Origin of the sequence: Enterobacter sp. BNK-29 (genome assembly GCF_048684785.1) — a bacterium.
In the GTDB taxonomy this organism is placed as follows: Bacteria; Pseudomonadota; Gammaproteobacteria; order Enterobacterales; family Enterobacteriaceae; genus Enterobacter; species Enterobacter cloacae_M.
The window spans coordinates 626,555-641,989 of the sequence record NZ_JBLQTU010000001.1; the positions used below are offsets into that span (position 1 = coordinate 626,555).

Consider the following 15,435-nt stretch of genomic DNA (forward strand, 5'->3'; position numbering starts at 1 on the left):
CCCAGTTTTCACTCTATGCAGAACGTTATGACAACTCGATTTCCCCTGATATTACTGCTTAATGTCGCCGGTCTGGCGCTTTTCTTCTCCTGGTATATCCCGGCGGATCATGGTTTCTGGTTCCCGCTGGATTCTGCCATTTTTCACTTCTTCAACCAGGAGCTGGTGAAGAGCAACGCGTTCCTGTGGCTAGTGGCGATTACCAACAACCGCGCCTTCGACGGCTTCTCGCTGCTGGCCATGGGCTGCCTGATGCTCTCTTTCTGGCTGAAAGAGGATAAAGCCGGGCGTCGGCGGATTCTCATTATCGGTCTGGTAATGCTGCTGTTTGCCGTCGCCATTAACCAGCTGGCAACCGCGATTATTCCGGTTAAGCGCTCAAGCCCAACGCTATTCTTCACCGATATTTACCGCGTCAGCGAGCTGCTGCATATTCCAACAAAAGATGCGTCGAAGGACAGTTTCCCCGGCGATCACGGTATGATGCTGCTTATTTTTTCCGCAATTATGCTTCGCTATTTTGGCAGAAAAGCCTTTGCCATAGCCCTGATTATTTTTGTGGTTTTTGCCTTCCCGCGCGTAATGATTGGCGCTCACTGGTTTACCGATATTGCCGTCGGTTCGCTCTCCGTGGCGCTGATTGCGCTGCCGTGGTGTTTAATGACCCCACTGAGCGACAGGATAATAGCGCTGTTCGATCGCTATCTTCCCGGCAGGGCGCAACAATAATTAAACAAATAACTAACCTAAATTAACGTGAGCTATCAGGGATCGACATGATCCCTGATAGCGTTGTCGCCGCGATCTTTCCCCACTGTCATATTCTCGTCATCATATTCATGATAAAAATGAAGCAATTGCATACTGGCGCAGCGGATCCGTCGCTATTTTGAGCAATTCTATGTTTTTACTTTCTGTATCACATTTTCTTATAAAAAAAAGGCTTTTTTTTCTCGCAATACCCCAGGCAATCGGTTAATCTCGAACTCGTTTTGCCCCATAGAGATAATTATTTCACTGGCGAATAATTTTGTGCGCTGTGCCACAAATGTGACCAGAAAGAATTGTCTCAATGTGAACAGATAATTAGTCTCGTCACGTTTGGCATTTTTATAACGATATTTGTCGTTAAGGACTTCAAGGGATAATAAACAAAATGGTCAAATCTCAACCGTTTCTGAGATATATCTTACGGGGGATACCGGCGATAGCAGTCGCGGTACTGTTGTCTGCATGTAGTACATCGAACACCGCAAAGAATATGCATCCTGAGACGCGTGTTGTGGGAATGGAAGATTCCTCGTCACTGCAAGCCTCTCAGGATGAATTTGAAAATATGGTACGTAATCTGGACGTGAAGTCCCGCATTATGGACCAGTATGCTGACTGGAAAGGCGTGCGCTATCGTCTTGGCGGCAGCACAAAAACAGGTATTGATTGTTCCGGTTTTGTACAGCGTACGTTCCGTGAGCAATTTGGGTTAGATCTTCCGCGTTCAACCTATGAACAGCAGGAGATGGGCAAGTCGATTTCACGAACCAAACTGCGCACCGGTGATTTAGTCCTGTTCCGTGCCGGTTCTACAGGTCGACATGTTGGCATCTACATTGGTAATGACCAGTTTGTACATGCCTCCACCAGCAGCGGTGTGACCATTTCCAGCATGAATGAACCGTACTGGAAGAAGCGCTACAACGAAGCACGCCGCGTACTGACCCGCAGTTAATATGACTATCGTATCGTTGGTTATCCCTTGGCTGGCGATATGATGAAAAAAAGCACTGCTTCGGCAGTGTTTTTTTTTGCCCGTTACACTGAATACATCCAGCGGCATTTCAGGAATCACGACGTCTATGTTCACCCGCTATTTCTCCAGCAATCGCAAAATACTGATCCTCAGCATCATCACAGGCCTGATCGCCGCCCTGCTCCTGGGTTCGTTGCAATTTTTCTGGAGCTACCACAAGCGGGAAGTCAAATTCGACACCCTGATCCACGATGTGAGCATCTATATGGAGAGCTATTTCGATGAGTTAAAAAATTCTATCGATGTGCTCCAGCCGCTCACGTTAAACAGTTGTCACGACGTCAATCAGGAACTTACCTCGCGCGCTGCCTTTAGCGTTAACGTTCGCGCATTCCTGCTGGTCAGAGACAAAATGGCGTTCTGCTCTTCTGCCACGGGGCCGATGAATGTCCCCATGGAGGAGCTGATCCCCGAGCTGCACATCGACAAACAGATTGATATGGCGTTACTTCCAGGCACCCCCATGTTGCCCAACAAGCCCGCGATTGCCATTTGGTACCGTAACCCGCTAGTGAAGGACGGCGGCGTGTTCACCTCGGTGAATCTCAATCTGACGCCTTATCTGCTCTACACCGCGCGCCAGGACGAATTTGCCGGCATTGCCATCATTATTGGCGATCATGCGCTGTCAACGCGGTCCAGCACGCTGGTGCTTGCGCATGATTTACATGAAACGCCGGCCCGTACCGCGACGCTGAAAGACGTTCCCCTGACCATCAACCTGTATGCTGACGCATGGACCAGCGATGAAATTCTCTATGCCCTGTTCTTCGGGCTGGTATGCGGCATTTGTGCCGGATCGCTCAACTACTATATCCTCAGCATTCGCCTCAACCCGGGTAAAGAGATTTTAAGCGCGATTAAGCGCGGTCAGTTTTATGTGGTTTATCAGCCCGTCGTCGATGCTAAATCGCTCCAGATGACCGGGCTTGAAGTGCTGATGCGCTGGAAACACCCGACGATGGGGGAAATTCCGCCGGACGCGTTTATCAACTTTGCCGAAGCGCAGAAGCTGATTGTCCCGCTGACGCTGCATCTCTTTGACCTTATCATTCACGATGCGCCCGTGTTACAAACGCTGTTACCTCCGGGAGCAAAGGTGGGCATCAACATTGCGCCGGGGCATCTGCATGCAGAAAGCTTCAAAGACGATATGCGCACCTTCAAAGCGCTACTGCCGCAGGATTACTTCCAGATCGTGCTGGAAATTACCGAACGCGACATGCTCAATCATCGGGAAGCCAACAGCCTCTTCGAATGGCTACACAACGAAGGGTTTGAGATAGCCATTGATGATTTTGGCACCGGCCACAGCGCGCTGATTTATCTTGAGCATTTCACCATGGACTATCTCAAGATCGACCGCGGCTTTGTTAATGCAATTGGCACTGAGACCGTGACGTCGCCGGTGCTGGATGCCGTTCTGACGCTGGCAAGACGACTGAATATGTCGACCGTCGCCGAAGGGGTGGAAACGCCGGAACAGGCCGCCTGGCTACGCGAACACGGCGTTAATTTCCTGCAGGGATACTGGATTAGCCGCCCGATGCCGCTGGCGCAGTTCCGCGAATGGCGGCCTGATATTTCGCCCGGGGGTGATTAATTTCACATTGCCCGTGACGTCACTTATTATTCAGCTTAACCGAGTCGGACTGTAAAAGAGGGAGCCGCCGCGAGATGCTTATGCGCTTCATGTTGCTGATGTTGGCACTAACGAGCCTGTCCAGCCAGGCGCAAGCCATCAAAGAAAATATCGCCTTCGCGGTGATTGGCGAGCCGAAATATGCGGTCAATTTTACGCACTTCGATTACGTTAACCCTGCCGCGCCGAAGGGCGGAAAGGTCACGCTTTCCGCCACGGGAACATTCGACAACTTCAACCGCTTCGCCCTGCGCGGCGTGGCGGCCGCGCGAACGGAATCGCTTTACGATACGCTCTTCGTCACGTCGGATGATGAGCCTGGCAGCTACTATCCGCTGATTGCCGAGAACGTGCGTTATGCCGATAACTTCGCCTGGGCGGAAATCTCGCTGAATCCGCGAGCACGTTTTCACGACGGTACGCCGGTGAAGGCCAGCGACGTGGCGTTCACCTTCCATAAATTCATGACCGAAGGCGTCCCCCAGTTCCGCATCGTGTATAAAGGGGCTTCCGTCAGAGCCATCGCGCCGCTCACCGTGCGCATCGAGCTGAGCGAACCGAACAAAGAGAACATGCTTAGCCTGTTCTCGCTGCCGGTAATGCCTGAATCGTTCTGGAAAAATCATAAGCTAAGCGACCCGCTTTCCACGCCGCCGCTGGCAGGCGGCCCATACCGCATCACCGACTGGCGCATGGGGCAATATGTCGTTTACTCTCGCGTGAAAGACTACTGGGCGGCAGACCTGCCGGTAAACCGCGGGCGCTGGAATTTCGACACCCTTCGCTATGATTACTACCTCGACGATAACGTGGCGTTTGAAGCGTTCAAAGCCGGCGCCTTCGATTTACGCGTAGAAAGCAGCGCCAAAAACTGGGCGACCCGCTATATCGGCAAAAATTTCGCCAAAGGCTATATCGTCAAAGACGAGCACAAAAATGAGTCTGCCCAGGACACCCGCTGGCTGGCGTTTAATATTCAGCGTCCGGTATTTAATGACCGCCGGGTGCGCAAAGCCATTTCCCTGGCCTTTGATTTTGAGTGGATGAACAAAGCGTTGTTTTACGGGGCTTACAGCCGCGCAAACAGCTATTTCCAGAACACCGAATATGCCGCGCGCGATTACCCGAAAGCCGACGAGCTGGCTCTGCTGGCGCCGCTGAAAGCGGAGCTGCCGCCGCAGGTGTTCACCACCGTGTTTCAGCCGCCCGCGTCGAACGGTGACGGTTACGACCGCGACAACCTGCTGAAAGCCAGCAAGCTGCTGGATGACGCGGGCTGGCACCTGAAAAATCAAAAGCGTGTGGATGCCAAAACGGGCAAGCCTCTCAGCTTTGAGCTGCTGCTCTCGTCCGGGGGCAACGATCAGTGGGTACTGCCGTTTAAGCACAACCTTGAGCGGCTGGGCGTGACCATGAACATTCGCCAGGTCGATAACGCGCAGATCACCAGCCGCATGCGCAGCCGTGATTACGACATGATGCAGCGCCTGTGGCCCGCCCAGCCGTGGCCCAGCTCGGACCTGCAAATTTCCTGGGCCTCCAGCTACATCGATTCCTCCTACAATGCGCCGGGGGTAAAAAGCCTGGCGATTGACGCGCTGATTGCGAAAATAGTGGCGGCGCAGGGGGATAAAGAAAAGCTCCTGCCGCTCGGGCGCGCCCTCGACAGGGTCCTGACCTGGAACTACTACATGCTGCCGATGTGGTATATGGGTGAAGATCGCCTTGCGCGCTGGGACAAGTTCTCCGTGCCTGCCGTGCGCCCTGTCTACTCCCTGGGCTTTGATACCTGGTGGTATGACGTTAACAAAGCCGCCAGACTTCCCGCTGAGCGGCGATAAGGAATCATCATGGGTGCCTATCTTCTCCGTCGTCTCCTGCTGATTATCCCCACCCTGTGGGCCATCATCACGATTAACTTTTTTATCGTGCAAATCGCCCCCGGCGGCCCGGTCGATCAGGCAATTGCCGCCATTGAATTTGGCAACAGCGGCGGCATGCCCGGCGGCGGCGGTGAAGGGATGGGCGCGAGCCATGCGCGAACCGGCGTAGGGAATATCAGCGAAAGCCATTATCGCGGCGGACGCGGGCTGGATCCGGAAGTGATCGCCGAGATCACCCACCGCTACGGCTTTGACAAACCGATTCACGAGCGCTATTTCAAGATGCTCTCGGATTACATCCGCTTTGATTTTGGCGACAGCCTGTTTCGCAGTGCGTCAGTATTAACGCTGATCAAGCAAAGCCTGCCGGTTTCGATAACGCTGGGGCTGTGGGGAACGCTGATTATCTATCTGGTCTCTATACCGCTCGGGATCCGCAAAGCGGTGTATAACGGCAGCCGGTTTGATATCTGGAGCAGCACGTTCATCATTATCGGCTACGCCATCCCGGCGTTTCTGTTTGCCGTCCTGCTGATTGTCTTTTTTGCCGGGGGGAGTTATTTCGACCTCTTCCCGCTGCGGGGGCTGGTCTCCGCCGATTTCAGCTCCCTGCCGTGGTATCAGAAAATCACTGACTATCTCTGGCATATCACGCTGCCGGTGCTGGCCACGGTCATCGGCGGGTTTGCGGCCCTGACCATGTTGACCAAAAACGCCTTTCTCGATGAAATTCGTAAACAGTACGTCGTCACGGCCCGCGCTAAGGGCGTGAGCGAGAAGCAGATCATGTGGAAACACGTGTTCCGCAACGCCATGCTGCTGGTGATCGCCGGATTTCCGGCCACGTTCATCGGCATGTTTTTTACCGGCTCGCTGCTGATAGAGGTGATGTTCTCGCTCAACGGCCTGGGGCTGCTGGGCTATGAGGCTACCGTATCTCGCGACTATCCGGTGATGTTTGGCACACTCTATATTTTCACCCTGATTGGCCTGCTGCTGAATATCATCAGTGATATCAGCTATACGCTGGTCGATCCCCGAATCGATTTTGAGGGCCGCTGATGCCGCGTTTAAGCCCCGTCAACCAGGCCCGCTGGGCCCGCTTTCGCCACAACCGCCGCGGCTACTGGTCGCTGTGGATTTTTGCCGTGCTGTTTGCCTTAAGCATGTGTTCGGAGCTGATCGCCAACGACAAGCCGTTGCTGGTGCATTTTAACGACCGCTGGTACGTGCCGGTTATCGCCAACTACAGCGAAAGCGACTTCGGCGGCCCGTTTGCAACACCGGCGGAGTATCAGGATCCGTGGCTTCGCCAGCAGATCGAACAGCACGGCTGGGCGCTCTGGGCGCCGGTGCGCTTTGGCGCAAACAGCATTAACTTCGCCACCACGACGCCGTTCCCTTCCCCGCCCTCCGCGCAAAACTGGCTGGGAACGGATGCTAACGGCGGGGACGTGCTGGCGCGCATCCTGTACGGCACGCGAATCTCGCTTCTCTTTGGGCTGATGCTGACAATCTTCTCAAGCGTAATGGGCGTCGTGGCGGGCGCCGTTCAGGGCTACTACGGCGGGAAAATTGATCTGTGGGGCCAGCGGGTTATTGAAGTCTGGTCAGGCATGCCAACGCTGTTTCTGATCATCCTGCTTTCCAGCGTGGTGCAGCCCGGCTTCTGGTGGCTGTTAGGCATCACCGTCCTGTTCGGCTGGATGGCGCTGGTGGGCGTGGTGCGCGCGGAGTTCCTGCGCACCCGCAATTTCGACTACATACGCGCCGCGCAGGCGCTTGGCGTGAGCGACCGGGGGATCATCTTCCGCCACATGCTGCCCAACGCGGTAGTGGCAACGCTCACCTTCCTGCCGTTTATTCTGTGCAGCTCGATCACCACCCTCACCTCACTGGATTTTCTTGGTTTCGGGCTACCGCTGGGTTCCCCGTCGCTCGGCGAACTGCTGCTACAGGGTAAAAACAACCTGCAGGCGCCGTGGTTAGGCATCGCCGCCTTTCTTTCCGTGGCCGTGCTGCTGTCGCTGCTGATTTTTATTGGCGAAGCCGTGCGCGATGCCTTCGATCCGAACAAGGCGGTATAAAATGACCCAGCCTCTTCTCAGTATTGATAACCTGTCGATTGCTTTTTCAAAGCAGGGCGAGACGCGCAACGTGGTCAGCGACCTGTCGCTGCAGATCCAGACCGGGGAAACGCTGGCCCTGGTGGGCGAGTCGGGTTCAGGCAAGAGCGTTTCGGCACTCTCTATCCTGCGGCTGCTGCCATCCCCACCGGTGAGCTACCCGCAAGGGGATATTCTGTTTCACGGCAGCTCGCTGCTGCATGCCGACGAACATACCCTGCGCGGCATTCGCGGCAACAAAATCGCCATGATCTTCCAGGAGCCGATGGTTTCCCTCAACCCGCTGCACAGCCTGGAGAAACAGCTCTATGAAGTGCTCTCCCTGCACCGGGGGATGCGCAAAGAGGCCGCGCGGGGAGAAATTCTGGACTGTCTGGAACGAACAGGAATACGCAACGCGGCCAAACGGCTGAATGATTTTCCGCACCAGCTCTCCGGCGGCGAACGCCAGCGCGTGATGATCGCCATGGCACTGCTCACGCGACCCGAGCTGTTGATTGCCGACGAGCCCACAACGGCGCTGGACGTGACGGTACAGGCGCAAATATTGACGCTGCTGCGGGAGCTGCGTGACGAGCTGAACATGAGCCTGCTGTTTATCACGCACAACCTGAGCATTGTGAGAAAGCTGGCCGACAGCGTCGCGGTGATGCAAAACGGACGATGCGTTGAACAGAATAGCGCGTCCACGCTGCTGAGCGCGCCGCAGCACCCCTATACGCAGCGTTTGCTCGACAGCGAACCCTCCGGCGACCCGGTTCCCCTCAAGGCGGACAGCACACCGCTGCTGCGCGTTGAGGATCTGTCCGTCTCGTTTCCGATCCGCAAAGGTATTTTGCGACGCATCGTCGACCAGAATCCGGTGCTGAAAAACATCCGCTTCTCGCTGCGCCCGGGAGAATCCCTGGGGCTGGTGGGCGAATCCGGTTCCGGCAAAAGCACCACCGGTCTGGCGCTACTGCGCTTAATTGCCTCCCAGGGAGAGATCCTCTTTGACGATATGCCGCTGCACCGCTGGAACCGCCGCCAGATGCTGCCCGTGCGGCCCCGCATGCAGGTGGTGTTTCAGGATCCCAACTCCTCGCTTAATCCACGGCTCAGCGTGCTACAGATTATCGAAGAGGGTCTGCGCGTGCATCAGCCCGGCCTGAGCGCTCAGCAGCGCGAGCAGGAAGTTATGCGGGTGATGGCCGAAGTGGGCCTAGATGCCGGGACGCGCCACCGCTATCCGGCTGAATTCTCCGGCGGGCAGCGCCAGCGTATCGCCATTGCCCGCGCGCTGATCCTGAAGCCGGAGCTGATTATTCTGGATGAACCGACGTCGTCGCTGGACAGAACCGTTCAGGCGCAGATCCTGGCCCTGCTGAAAGGGCTGCAGGAAAAGCACCGGCTGGCCTATATCTTTATCAGCCACGATCTTCAGGTGGTGCGGGCGCTATGCCATCAGGTGATTGTGTTGCGACAGGGAGAAGTGGTCGAGCAGGGTGAGTGCCAGCGCGTATTTAGCGCGCCAACGCAGCGCTACACGCGCCAGCTGTTGTCGGCAGACTAGCGGTCAGAAAGGGTACTGGCCGGAGAAAGGCTCCGCGATGGCAACGCCAAAATTCTTCAGACGGCAGGTGGCGGCAAATTCGTCCTGGCTTTTCACAAACAGGCACGGCTCACCTTCACACTCCAGCACGGAGCTGTCCACTTCGATATCCGTCAGGGCCTGACTGAGACGCTCCATCACCCGCCATGCATTTTCGTCGCTCGGGCTCAGCAGCTTGAGTGCCACCAGGCAGTTTTCACAGCCCGCGACGTTTTGCGGAATCGGTTCAACTTTCGAACCTGCAAAACCCGTCGACCAGCGATAGCTCTGGGGCAAGCGATGGACAATGGAGAGTTGTAATGTATTCACGTTCGTTCCCCGGAAGCAAAATTTACTTCACAATTTATTTACATTTATAGTAACACATCATCGCCAGCCTGCACTATTCAGCGCTTTTTTATCCGTTTCCTGGCTCGCGTCGGCGCTATATGTACCCGTTTCTGCGATCTAACTCAACCTTTTTGAATACAATGATGTGACTTTTTACACAAATAGATTTTACATAAAATAAACAAACACGGAATAAACGAACGGGGGTTTGGTTGATATGCATCAACAAAAAAGGCCCTGCCGGGCCTTCTCTGTGTTTTAGTGGGCCGCTTTTCGCGGTCGGCTGGCGTAAAGATAGAAGAGTATCGAGCTGGTTGCGCAAAAAGCCATCGCCCACAGCATGGGCCATGCCGTCGTAAAGGTCGCCATTGAAAGCAACGCGCCAACGATAGCGCCGATGCCGAAGCGGAACGTCCCCGCCAGGGAAGAGGCGGTGCCCGCCATATGCGGAAACTCATCCAGGATCACCGCCATCGCATTAGATGACACCATCGACACGCAGCCGACAAAGGCCGCCACCCCGACCACCAGCGCCCAGAAGCCCACGCCCAGAAACGCGCTCACCACCAGCCAGATAGCCATCACAAACTGGATCCACAGCCCGGCGCGGAACATGTTCAGCGCCCCCACCCGCCGGACAAAACGGCTGTTGATGATGGTCATGATGAACAGGAAGACGATGTTAAGCGCAAAGTAATAGCCGAAGTGCTGCGGCGAAACGTGGTTCAGCTCGATGTAGACAAACGGCCCGGCGCTCAGGAAGGAGAACATCCCGGCGAAGCTGAACCCGCTTGCCAGCATATAGCTGAGCACGCGCTTGTGGCGAAACAGCGAGGCAAAATTGCCGATTGTGGTTCGGATGTGGAATTTCTGACGGCGCTCGACGGGAAGCGTTTCATCAATAAAGAAGAAAATCATCGCCGAGGCCAGCAGCGCGGCCAGGGCCAGGATCCAGAAAATCACATGCCAGCTAAACCACACCAGCACCGCACCACCGGCCATCGGGGCCACCAGCGGCGCAATCGTCGTCACCAGCATAACAAACGACATCATGCGGGAGAACTCTTCCTTCGGGTAGATATCGCGCATCAGGGCGTTAATCACCACGCTTGCCGCTGCCGCCGCCAGACCGTGGAAGAAGCGCATGATAATCAAATGATCGATGGTCTGCGCCAGCGCACAGGCCACCGCTGCGGCTGCAAAGACCAGCGTCCCGCCCAGAATAACGGGCTTGCGTCCAAGGCTGTCCGCCATCGGGCCATAAAACAGCTGGCCAAGGGCAAAGCCAAGAATATAGGTGCTGAGCGTCATCTGCGCGCTGCCCGCCGGAACGCCAAACTGCGCGGAAATGACCGGCAGCGCGGGCAGGTACATATCAATAGACAGCGGCATCAGCATGGCCAGCAGGCCAAGAATGAAGACGATTTTGAACGACGAGTGTGGCCTGGTGGTCACAGAGCTCTCCTGAAATTAGTGCGAAGGCAGACCGACGCTGGCGATCTCTTCTTCCGTTAACGGGCGATATTCGCCTGGCGCCAGGTCGGGATCGAGTTCGATCGCACCAATCCGCTCACGATGCAGGCCAACAACGTGGTTCCCCACCGCGGCAAACATACGTTTCACCTGATGGTAACGCCCTTCGCTGATGGTCAGACGGACTTCCGTCGGCGTAATCACCTCAAGCACGGCGGGTTTGGTCAGATCTTTTTCATTATGCAGTTGAACGCCTTTCGTGAATTGCTCTGCCGTGTCATCCGACACCGGCGACTCCAGCGTGACCAGATAGGTTTTCTCGCAGTGGTGACGCGGGGAAGTAATGCGGTGCGACCACTGCCCGTCGTCGGTCATCAGTACCAGACCGGTGGTATCGATGTCGAGGCGGCCTGCGGCGTGCAGCTTGTGCGCCACCGGTTCGTCGAGGAAATAGAGCACCGTCGGGTGATCGGGATCGTCCGTTGAGCAGACGTAGCCTTCCGGCTTATTGAGCATGAAGTAGCGCGGACCGTGCTGCTGGGTCAGCGGATTGCCGTCATACTCCACCTGATGGTCAGGTTGCAGTTTGAACGCGCTGTCTCTCACAATGTCGCCATCCACGGTAACGCGGCTGGCGCGAATTTCGCGCCCGGCAATAGCGCGGCTTACGCCGAGTTGCTGAGCGATAAACTTATCAAGTCGCATGAAATCTTTTTAGCCTTAATGGTGCTGGGAGTCGGACAACAGGTCCGAAAAAAGAAGCAGTCTGGAACGGTTCAGTATAATGGTCTGGTTGCGCCACTCAAGGGAAAAAGTTTCGTGGCATACTATCTATACCCTAAATAATTCGAGTTGCATGAAGGCGGCAAAAGAGTGAATCCCCGGGAGCTTACATAAGTAAGTGACCGGGGTGAACGAGTGCAGCCAACGCACAGGCAACTTGAAGTATGACGGGTATATGTGCGGAATAACGAAACCGAGACCCTATGACTTTTACACTTCGTCCCTATCAGCAGGAAGCCGTTGACGCCACCCTCGCCTGGTTCCGTAAACATCGCGAGCCGGCGGCGATTGTGCTCCCGACCGGCGCAGGCAAAAGCCTGGTCATCGCAGAACTGGCGCGTCTGGCCCGTGGTCGCGTGCTGGTGCTGGCGCACGTTAAAGAGCTCGTCGCGCAAAACCACGCCAAGTATTGTGCGCTTGGGCTGGAAGCCGATATTTTCGCCGCCGGGCTGAAGCGCAAAGAGAGCCACGGCAAAGTGGTCTTTGGCAGCGTGCAGTCGGTGGCGCGCAATCTGGACCTGTTTCGCAGCGAATTTTCGCTGCTGATCGTCGACGAGTGTCACCGCATCAGCGATGACGACGACAGCCAGTACCAGCAAATCCTGGCTCACCTGAAAGCGGTGAATCCTCACCTGCGCCTGCTGGGCCTGACGGCGACCCCGTTTCGCCTGGGGAAAGGCTGGATCTATCGCTATCATTATCACGGCATGGTGCGCGGTGATGACAAGGCCCTGTTTAGCGACTGCATTTACGAACTTCCGCTGCGCTACATGATTAAACACGGCTACCTGACGCCGCCTGAACGGCTGGATATGCCGGTGGTGCAGTACGATTTCAGCCGTCTGCAGGCGCAGAGCAACGGCTTATTCAGCGAAGCGGATCTCAATCAGGAGCTGAAAAAGCAGAAGCGTATTACGCCGCATATTATCAGCCAGATTGAGGAGTTCGCCGCGACGCGCAAGGGGGTAATGATCTTTGCCGCCACCGTTGAGCACGCGCGTGAAATCACCGGATTACTGCCCGCCGGCGACGCGGCGTTAATCACCGGCGAAACGCCCGGCCCGGAGCGCGACAGCCTGATTGACGCCTTTAAAGCCCAGCAGTTCCGCTATCTGGTAAACGTGTCGGTATTGACCACCGGCTTTGACGCCCCGCACGTCGACCTGATCGCCATTTTGCGCCCGACCGAATCGGTCAGTCTGTATCAGCAGATTGTTGGCCGCGGCCTGCGTCTGGCCCCGGGAAAAACCGACTGCCTGATTCTGGATTATGCCGGTAACCCGCACGATCTCTATACGCCTGAGGTCGGCGCGCCAAAAGGGAAAAGCGACAACGTGCCCGTGCAGGTCTTTTGCCCTGCCTGCGGGTTTGCCAACACCTTCTGGGGAAAAACCACCGCCGACGGTACGCTGATCGAACACTTTGGCCGCCGCTGTCAGGGCTGGTTTGAAGATGATGACGGGCACCGCGAGCAGTGCGATTTCCGCTTCCGGTTCAAAAACTGCCCGCAGTGCAACGCCGAAAACGATATTGCCGCCCGCCGCTGCCGGGAATGCGACACGGTGCTGGTTGACCCGGACGACATGCTGAAAGCGGCGCTAAAGCTGAAAGATGCCCTGGTGCTGCGCTGTTCCGGCATGGCGCTGCAGCCCGGCGCCGATGAAAAAGGTGAGTGGTTGAAAATCACCTATTACGACGAAGACGGTGCGGACGTCAGCGAGCGCTTCCGGGTTCAGACGCCTGCCCAGCGAATGGCCTTCGAGCAGCTGTTTATCCGCCCGCATACCCGCACGCCGGGCGTGCCCCTGCGCTGGATAACCGTAGCCGATATCGTGCGCCAGCAGGTGCTATTGCGCCATCCGGATTTTGTCGTCGCCCGTAAGAAAGGCCAGTTCTGGCAGGTGCGCGAGAAGCTCTTCGACTATGAAGGTCGCTTCCGTCGCGCCAACGAATTGCGCGGTTAGCGGGACTTTTCATTGATGTGAGGGGCATTTGAGTATAAAATGCCGCCCGCTTCACATCCGTGAGGCAGAACACTCACCTGCTGCTGGGTCGCCTGTAGTAGGGTTTTAAATACAGAGAGAAATCAATGTTCACTATCGAAGCAGAAGTACGTAACGTGCAGGGTAAGGGTGCGAGCCGCCGCCTGCGTAACGCTAACAAGTTCCCGGCTATCGTTTACGGTGGCGAAGCTGCTCCAGTTGCAATCGAACTGGATCACGACAAACTGTGGAACCTGCAGACCAAAGCTGAATTCTACAGCGAAGTTCTGACCATCGTTGTTGGCGGTAAAGAAGAAAAAGTGAAAGTTCAGGCTGTTCAGCGTCACGCGTTCAAGCCAAAACTGACTCACATCGACTTCGTTCGCGCGTAATCGCAAACTCGTCGAAAAAAAACCCCGCTTCTGCGGGGTTTTTTTATGGCTGTTATTTCCCACCCGAGGTGCGGCGCTGAAGCTGATCGCGCAGGTTCGGCGGCGTACCTTTAATGGTCAGCGTATCGGTGGCCGGATCCCAAAAGATGCGTTCACCCAGCAACATCGCGTCAAAGTTGATGGTTAACCCACCGCCGCTGCCGGCAAACTTGGTTAACTGACGCAGCGTGCTGCGATCGGCCGGGAAGCTCTCTTCAAGCTCATAGCCTTTCTCCGCGGTGAATTCCTGGAAGCTGACTTCGCTGACGCCGGCCAGCTCTTTTGACAGGGACTCCAGCTCGATCTCCTCCCCTGCCTGCAGCTGTTCGTTGCAGTAGCTGTAGACCTGCTGACGCACGGTCTGGCGCTCAGATTTATCGAGCTGCGCTTCAGCCGTGAAGTCGTCCACCGCCTGGAGCAGCCCTTTGTTCTGCGCTTTGGCGTTAAGACCTTCGCTGGCACCTAGGAAATCCATAAAGAAATCCGCCACTTTGCGGCCCACGCGCCCCTTCAGGAATGTCAGGTAGCGGGTCGACTCCGGGTTGGTTTCCCATTCGGTCAAATCAATACGCGCCACGATATCCGCATGGTTGATATCCAGATAATGCGTTGAGCTGATATCCAGCTGCTCGTTCACGCGCATGCTGCTTAAGTTATTCAGCACGGTAACCAGCAGATACTCGACCGCCAGGTAGCGATAGTGGCAGAACAGCACGATCCCGCCGTCGGCGAACGGATATTTCGCCAGTTCGTCGCGCAGACGCCCGGTTGCGGCACGGCTAAACGCCAGGAAATCCTCTTCGCCCTGACGCTGCAGGCGCAGGCTATCAGCCAGTTCACTCTCTTCGCTGAACAGGCCATAGGCTTTATTTTTGGCGCTATAGACGCGATGCAGCTCTGCCATCATCTCCACCACGGTCGCCGTGGGTTCCAGTAACGAATCGCGCAGCACCACTTCAAGGGTTTGCTCATCACGCTTGATAAGCTGGTGCAAGGCAATCTGGTTGATTTCCAGACTCATGATAAACTCTCCTTTTAGACCGGGCGGTATTCAACCACCACCAGGACATGTGTGCAACAACAGATAAAAAAGGGGAAAAAAAGCTGTTGCTACGGTAATATGTTGCCCTTTCATCAACAAACTGATTTTGATTTATGCCACAACATTCCCGCTACAGTGATGAACACGTTGAACAACTGCTCAGTGAGCTGGTCAACGTACTGGAAAAACATAAAACGCCGACCGATCTCTCCCTGATGGTTTTGGGAAATATGGTCACCAACCTGATTAACACCAGCGTTGCTCCGGCTCAGCGTCAGGCGATCGCAAAATCGTTCGCCCAGGCTTTACAGTCGTCCGTCAGCAACGATCCGGCCCATTAAGGGA

The 15,435-nt window shown here is 55.7% G+C and carries 14 protein-coding genes; 10 read left to right on the plus strand and 4 right to left on the minus strand.

Annotated elements, in window-relative coordinates; all coding sequences use genetic code 11:
* Window positions 1–27 precede the first annotated feature (27 nt).
* The 7 genes from ACMGGX_RS02935 to yejF all read left to right on the plus strand — a co-directional run bounded on the left by ACMGGX_RS02935 (window position 28) and on the right by yejF (window position 9,010).
* The gene (locus ACMGGX_RS02935) at window positions 28–729 is read left to right on the plus strand and encodes a phosphatase PAP2 family protein (protein ID WP_169815238.1); all 702 of its coding nucleotides are present in this window, start codon (window positions 28–30) and stop codon (window positions 727–729) included.
* Window positions 730–1,156: 427 nt separating this feature from the next.
* Window positions 1,157–1,726, plus strand: coding sequence for a bifunctional murein DD-endopeptidase/murein LD-carboxypeptidase (mepS, locus tag ACMGGX_RS02940; protein ID WP_008500946.1), 570 nt, complete (start codon window positions 1,157–1,159; stop codon window positions 1,724–1,726).
* A 127-nt stretch (window positions 1,727–1,853) separates the two neighbouring features.
* On the plus strand, window positions 1,854–3,410 hold the full coding sequence (locus ACMGGX_RS02945) for a cyclic di-GMP phosphodiesterase (protein ID WP_126796664.1): 1,557 nt from the start codon (window positions 1,854–1,856) through the stop codon (window positions 3,408–3,410).
* 74 nt (window positions 3,411–3,484) lie between these two features.
* Complete coding sequence (locus ACMGGX_RS02950) at window positions 3,485–5,290, plus strand: extracellular solute-binding protein (RefSeq protein WP_420298021.1); 1,806 nt, start codon at window positions 3,485–3,487, stop codon at window positions 5,288–5,290.
* Between the two features lie 9 nt (window positions 5,291–5,299).
* Window positions 5,300–6,394, plus strand: a complete 1,095-nt coding sequence (locus ACMGGX_RS02955) for a microcin C ABC transporter permease YejB (RefSeq protein WP_181593527.1) — start codon at window positions 5,300–5,302, stop codon at window positions 6,392–6,394.
* Complete coding sequence (locus tag ACMGGX_RS02960; RefSeq protein ID WP_023312492.1) at window positions 6,394–7,419, plus strand: ABC transporter permease; 1,026 nt, start codon at window positions 6,394–6,396, stop codon at window positions 7,417–7,419. Before ACMGGX_RS02955 ends, ACMGGX_RS02960 begins: the two co-directional genes overlap by 1 nt.
* 1 nt (window position 7,420) lies before the next feature.
* A complete protein-coding gene (gene yejF / locus ACMGGX_RS02965) occupies window positions 7,421–9,010 on the plus strand; it encodes a microcin C ABC transporter ATP-binding protein YejF (protein WP_181593528.1) in 1,590 nt (529 codons plus the stop codon).
* A 3-nt stretch (window positions 9,011–9,013) separates the two neighbouring features.
* Here yejF and ACMGGX_RS02970 read toward each other — a convergent pair whose 3' ends face one another.
* The 3 genes from ACMGGX_RS02970 to rsuA all read right to left on the minus strand — a co-directional run bounded on the left by ACMGGX_RS02970 (window position 9,014) and on the right by rsuA (window position 11,557).
* The gene (locus tag ACMGGX_RS02970) at window positions 9,014–9,358 is read right to left on the minus strand and encodes a YejG family protein (protein WP_045334337.1); all 345 of its coding nucleotides are present in this window, start codon (window positions 9,356–9,358) and stop codon (window positions 9,014–9,016) included.
* 279 nt (window positions 9,359–9,637) lie between these two features.
* Window positions 9,638–10,834, minus strand: coding sequence for a Bcr/CflA family multidrug efflux MFS transporter (locus ACMGGX_RS02975; RefSeq protein ID WP_008500953.1), 1,197 nt, complete (start codon window positions 10,832–10,834; stop codon window positions 9,638–9,640).
* A gap of 15 nt (window positions 10,835–10,849) precedes the next feature.
* Window positions 10,850–11,557, minus strand: a complete 708-nt coding sequence (gene rsuA, locus ACMGGX_RS02980; protein ID WP_023312495.1) for a 16S rRNA pseudouridine(516) synthase RsuA — start codon at window positions 11,555–11,557, stop codon at window positions 10,850–10,852.
* 281 nt (window positions 11,558–11,838) lie between these two features.
* Between rsuA and ACMGGX_RS02985 the strand changes: the two genes are divergently transcribed.
* Window positions 11,839–13,599, plus strand: a complete 1,761-nt coding sequence (locus ACMGGX_RS02985; protein ID WP_202781760.1) for a DEAD/DEAH box helicase — start codon at window positions 11,839–11,841, stop codon at window positions 13,597–13,599.
* Between the two features lie 125 nt (window positions 13,600–13,724).
* Window positions 13,725–14,009 (plus strand): 50S ribosomal protein L25, encoded by a 285-nt coding sequence (gene rplY / locus ACMGGX_RS02990; protein WP_023312497.1) that lies wholly within the window; start codon window positions 13,725–13,727, stop codon window positions 14,007–14,009.
* 52 nt (window positions 14,010–14,061) lie between these two features.
* On the opposite strand, the gene yejK is transcribed toward rplY, so the two are convergent.
* Complete coding sequence (gene yejK, locus ACMGGX_RS02995) at window positions 14,062–15,069, minus strand: nucleoid-associated protein YejK (RefSeq protein ID WP_008500957.1); 1,008 nt, start codon at window positions 15,067–15,069, stop codon at window positions 14,062–14,064.
* Between the two features lie 134 nt (window positions 15,070–15,203).
* On the opposite strand from yejK, the gene ACMGGX_RS03000 reads away from it, so the two are divergent.
* Window positions 15,204–15,431 (plus strand): YejL family protein, encoded by a 228-nt coding sequence (locus tag ACMGGX_RS03000; protein WP_008500958.1) that lies wholly within the window; start codon window positions 15,204–15,206, stop codon window positions 15,429–15,431.
* Window positions 15,432–15,435: the final 4 nt, after the last annotated feature.